Consider the following 5,159-nt stretch of genomic DNA (forward strand, 5'->3'; position numbering starts at 1 on the left):
GCCGGACGTCTGGCACGAGGTGAGCGTCCCGGCGGACACGGTGCTCCGGGTGGAGAAGACCGCCGGCGCGTCGAACACGTTCATCGCGGCGGTCTCGGACTGCGGGGGCGCGCCGACGGTGCTCAGGTTCGTGAAGGCGCCGGAGAACCCCGAGATCCTGGTCTGGCACAACCAGAGCGCGTCGCCTGTGACGGTGTACGTGGTGACGGGGTTCGTGTCCTCGGGCACGCTGACGACGACGCAGTTCACGTTCAGCCTGGCGGCGCCGGTGCCGGGCGACTTCTGCACGAACGCCGTCGCGGTGCCGCAGGGCTCGACGGCGCACTACACGGGCACCTGGGCGGCGCTCGGGGACTACTTCTGGGGCGGCGCGGGCTGCGGCGACTCGGACGGCGTGGAGGTCTGGTTCGAGGTGCCGGTGCCGGCGGCGCAGCGGCTGACCGTCACGGAGCTGACGGGGATGGACGAGGTGAGCCTGAGCCTCCTGAACGCGTGCGGCGACGCGGCGTGCGAGCTCACCTCGGACACGGGGATCCTGCAGTACCTGAACATCACGTCCTCCGCGCAGACGGTGTACGTCACCGTAGACGCGATGGACGACACGCCGACCTACCCGGGCTATGACGTGACGTTCAACTGGGACGTGCAGCCGCAGGGCGACCTGTGCGCGAACCCGATCCCGATCGACGTGACGAGCCTCGACGTGAGCTGGACGACGGGCGACTGGGCGGACTTCACGGACACGGTGACGATGCTGGACACGTCGTGCGAGGACGCGGACGGCCGCGACGTGTGGTTCGACGTGACGGTGGGGCCGGCGCAGAAGCTCGTCGTGACGAACAACGACCTGTGGACGGAGACGCGGCTGCACGCGGTGAACGAGTGCGGCGAGGACGCCGTCTGCACCGCCTCGGCCGCCGAGACGCTCTTCTGGTACAACGAGTCCGCGTCGAACGCGACGGTGACGATCGGGATCGAGGCGTACGACAACGCGACGGTCGCGGGCGACATCGACGTGACGTTCTCGGCCGAGGCGATCGCCATCGGCGACTCCTGCGCCACGGCGTTCGACGTGAACGAGGCGAGCCTGCCCTGGGAGGACGCCAGGTCGCTCCTCGGCTTCGGCTCGTCCTGGCCGAACGGGGTGTGCGAGCCGGCGTCGGGCAGCACGGTGTGGTACGCGATCGACGTGCCGGACGACCGGGTCGTGAAGGTGGAGGAGCTGAACTCGGTGGACGCGGTCGTCTACCTGACCGAGGACTGCCCGGTCCTGGACACGTGCCTCGGCTCGTCGGACAGCCCCGAGTTCGTCAACTGGTACAACACGAGCGGGGCGACGAAGACCGTCTACGCGGCGGTGCGCGGAAAGACCGCCATCTCGGGCACGGAGCGCACGCGGGTGAGCATCTCCACCGCGGCGGACGGCAACTTCTGCTCGAACGCGGTCCCTGTCGACCTGACGACCGTCGTGACGGACGGGTGGTCCGGCAACCTGTCGAGCTTCGTGGACGGCTTCACCGGCGGCACCGGGTGCGCCGGCGCGGTCGGTCCCGAGGTCTGGTTCGCCGTCACCGTGCCCGCCGGCAACTGGGTCAACGCCACCAACGACGGGGCGACGGCGGTCGCAATCCAGGCGCTCGGGAGCTGCTCGACGAACGACTGCGACGTCGCCGGCGGCAGCTCGACCTGGTGGCAGAACACCTCGACCTCACCCGCAACCGCGTACTTCGTCGTCGAGGGCGACGGCGTCGTCACCGGCGCACTCGATCTGACGTTCACGCGGATGACCACCCCGCCCGAGGTCGAGCTGGGCGACGGGACCTACGACGCCTCGCTGCCGATGGAGCTGTACTACGACTACTCCTACTCGCAATCGATCTACCTCTCGAGCGAGATCTACCCGGGGCCGATCCAGGAGATCGGCTGGGACTTCAACGGCGGCTACTCGTCGACCGAGACGATAGTCATCTACATGGGGCACACGACGAAGACCGCCTTCTCGAGCGGCAGCGACTGGATCCCGTCTTCGGATCTGACCCAGGTCTACAGTGGCACGATCAGCCCGAGCGCGGCCGGGTGGCTCATGGTCGAGCTCGACACCCCGTTCAACTACAACGGCTCGGACAACCTCGTCATCGCGGTCGACAAGAACACCGGCACCTACTACTCCTACGCGTCGGACTTCTACTGCACGTCTACGGCCACGGCGCGCTCGCTCCAGACGTACGGGGACTACTACGACATCCTCCCGTCCGCGCCCACGGCGGCCTACTCGACCACGGCGTACATCCCCAACACGAGGATCCTCTACTAGCGCGAGATGAGGCCCTCCCGGGCCTGCGCCAGCACCCGCGCGCCCTGCGCGATCTGCCGCTCCCAGTAGCCGTCCGCCCGCCCGCTCCGCTCGAGCCCGCGCAGCGCCGCGACGATCTCGGGCTCGATCGGCTCTGGCGGCGCCGGCCACGCGGGCGTGCCGCACAAGGGGAGGTAGGAGTGGAGGTGGACCCTCCCCCGTCCCGCCGCGAGCACCTCCCGGCCGAGCTCTACGCTCAGGAGCCTGTCCGCGAGCGTCTCCCCCGGGAACCCGAACAGGAGATCGACGTGCGGGACGAGGTCGGCGTCGGCGATGAGCCGGATCGCGCGCCGGGACTCGTCGACGGTGTGGCCCCGCCGCATGAGGAGCAGCGTCGCGTCCGATCCGGACTGCGCGCCGACGACGATCGTCCGGTTGCCGAACGCCCGCGCGACGATCTCGAGCAGCTCCGCCCGGACGTGATCCGGCCGCACCTCGGAGGGGAAGCTGCCGAGCGTCATGACCCCGGCGCCCGCTGCGCGGCACGCCCCGGCGAGCGCGGTGAGCGACTCGGCCGGCCCCGCATACGGTCCGCCGCGGTACGCGAACGCGTCCGGCGCGAGGAAGCGGAACCGCCGGTGCCCGCGCGCGACGGCGTGGGCGATCCCCGCCGCCGCAACGGACGGCGAGCGGAAGCGGGGCCTGCTCCCGTGCAGGGCCGGGACCTGGCAGAAGGCGCAGGCGTGCGGACACCCCCGAACGATCTCGACGAACGGGAACTCCTCGGTCGCCTCCGTCGCGTGCGGGGCGGCGTCGATGTCGACGGGCGGGCCGGGATCACGGATGATCGGATCCCGCGCGACCCGCGCCCGGTCGGGGTCGTCGCACCACGCCGCGGCGAACTCGGGGAGCGTGCGCTCCGCCTCGCCGACGAACACCGCGTCGAACCCCAGCGCGACGGCGCCGTCCGGATCCGCGCTCGGGTGGCTGCCGCCCGCGACGAGGAGCGGCCGCTTCGACGCCGCACGGACGTCTGCCACCTCGGCCGCGACCGCGTCGAGCTCCACCGTGGTGAACGAGTACGCGAGGACGTCCGCGGGCTCGAGATCCCCCGGAGGAGGCGCCGCGGTCCTGGTCGTGAGCCTCCCCGCGCCGACGAGCGGCTCGAGCGTCGCGCGCACCGCGGCGAGCGAGTTGCGGTTCTCCTCCGTGCGCCGGAAGACGAATCGGGGCGGCCTGTGGGCGGTCCTCTGACGCATGGGGTCAAGAGTGTTCACTCCTCAAATTGGGCCTTAGGGATACCAGTTGTCCACCCGTTCGTTTCGGGTACCTCCTGGAAAGATCCTGCCGGCGCGCCGGGGCGCTCCCTGCGGATTCGCTGGCGCGTCGCGGGCTCTTTGCCTATGATGCGGCCCGTGCCGGGGAGAACCCATACCGCGTTCCTCGTCCTCGCGCTGCTCGCGGCCCCGCTGGCCGCGGTCGCGCAGGACGGCGGCGCACCGGACGGCGGCGTCGAGCTGTGCACCGAGCCCGCGGGCGTCGGCAACGAGGGCTACCAGTCCGCGTACGACTGGGACGACGACGGCCTCCTCGACTGGGACGACAGCTGCCCGCGCGGCTACGAGCCGGGCGCGTACGACGTGGACGACGACGGGGTCGGCGACGTCTGCGACAACTGCCCCGCGTACGCGAACCCGGATCAGTCGGACATCGACGGCGACGGGATCGGCGACGCCTGCGACAACGACGCGGACGACGACGACGTGCTCGACTTCTCGGACAACTGCGGCGGCTCGGACGCGGCCGACGGCGGCGCCGACGCGATGCCGGTGCACAACCCCGGGCAGGAGGATCTGGACGGCGACGGCCTCGGCGACGCCTGCGATCCGGACCTCGACGGCGACGGGATCGACAACGCGATCGACCCGTGCCCGTACGACGCGGCCGCCGACGGGACGATCTGCAACGCCGACCCCGACGGCGACGGCTTCCCGACGTACAACCTCAAGACCCCCGAGAACACGATCAACGACAACTGCCCGGAGACGTTCAACCCGTTCCAAGAGGATCTCGACGAGGACGGCACGGGCGACGCCTGCGATCCGGACCTCGACGGCGACGGGATCCCGGACACCGCGGACAACTGCCCGCTCGCGGCGAACCCGGACCAAGAGGATGGGGATCGCGACGGGATGGGAGACACCTGCGACGACGACGGGTTCTGCTTCGTCGTGCGCGGCGAGGCCGACGCCTGCCTCGACCCGGCGGGCCCGTTCGCGGTGCTCGCGCCGGACTCCCTGGACGTGGACACCGGGGACGAGGTCCGCCTGCGCCTGTTCTCGAACCGCGAGGACGCCCACCTCGCGTACACATGGGCGATCGTCCAAGGACCGTCATCGACCGGCCTGTCCAACGCGTCCGGGGAGGCGGCCTGCTCGACCCCGTTCGAGTACCACTACGTCGAGGGCGAGGAGCCCTCTTTCGCTCCGTCGAAGCCCGGGACGTACACGCTGAGGGTCTCCGCCACGCTGGTCGACGACCCCGAGAGCCCCACCGCCACGGACACGATGACGGTGCGGGCGTACGGCTCGATCGTCGGCTCGAGCGACACGTGCAACTGCAGCCTGGTGGGCGCCGACCGCAGTCGCGGCGCGCCGGGCTTCTCGCTCCTGCTCGCGGCGCTCGCGCTGCTCGCGATGGTCAGTATCTTCCGCGCAAGATGAGGAACACGGCGTCGCCCTCGGGATCGATGGGCTCGATCTGGTGCGGCGTGCCGTCGGCGCCCTGGTAGACGTACCCCGGGATCCGGGTGCCGACCCGCGCCGACACCCGCGCCCCGCCGAGGTCCGTCGCGCACGCCACGGAC

The 5,159-nt window shown here is 71.0% G+C and carries 3 protein-coding genes; 2 read left to right on the forward strand and 1 reads right to left on the reverse strand.

From position 1 onward, the window contains the following. On the forward strand, positions 1-2,314 hold a 2,314-nt coding region (locus M0R80_28510; GenBank protein ID MCK9463581.1), incomplete at its 5' end, for a hypothetical protein. On the opposite strand, the gene M0R80_28515 is transcribed toward M0R80_28510, so the two are convergent. Further along, positions 2,311-3,552, reverse strand: coding sequence for a TIGR04013 family B12-binding domain/radical SAM domain-containing protein (locus tag M0R80_28515; protein ID MCK9463582.1), 1,242 nt, complete (start codon positions 3,550-3,552; stop codon positions 2,311-2,313). The two genes, M0R80_28510 and M0R80_28515, sit on opposite strands and share 4 nt — an antisense overlap. Before the next feature lie 156 nt (positions 3,553-3,708). On the opposite strand from M0R80_28515, the gene M0R80_28520 reads away from it, so the two are divergent. Further along, positions 3,709-5,016, forward strand: a complete 1,308-nt coding sequence (locus M0R80_28520) for a thrombospondin type 3 repeat-containing protein (protein ID MCK9463583.1) — start codon at positions 3,709-3,711, stop codon at positions 5,014-5,016. Positions 5,017-5,159 lie beyond the last annotated feature (143 nt).

This window comes from Pseudomonadota bacterium (assembly GCA_023229365.1).
Taxonomy (GTDB): domain Bacteria; phylum Myxococcota_A; class Polyangia; order JAAYKL01; family JAAYKL01; genus JALNZK01.

Bases quoted from the DNA above. Each gene is read 5' to 3' on its own strand.
- M0R80_28515 (MCK9463582.1), bottom strand. From the start codon at position 3,552: ATGCGTCAGAGGACCGCCCACAGGCCGCCCCGATTCGTCTTCCGGCGC.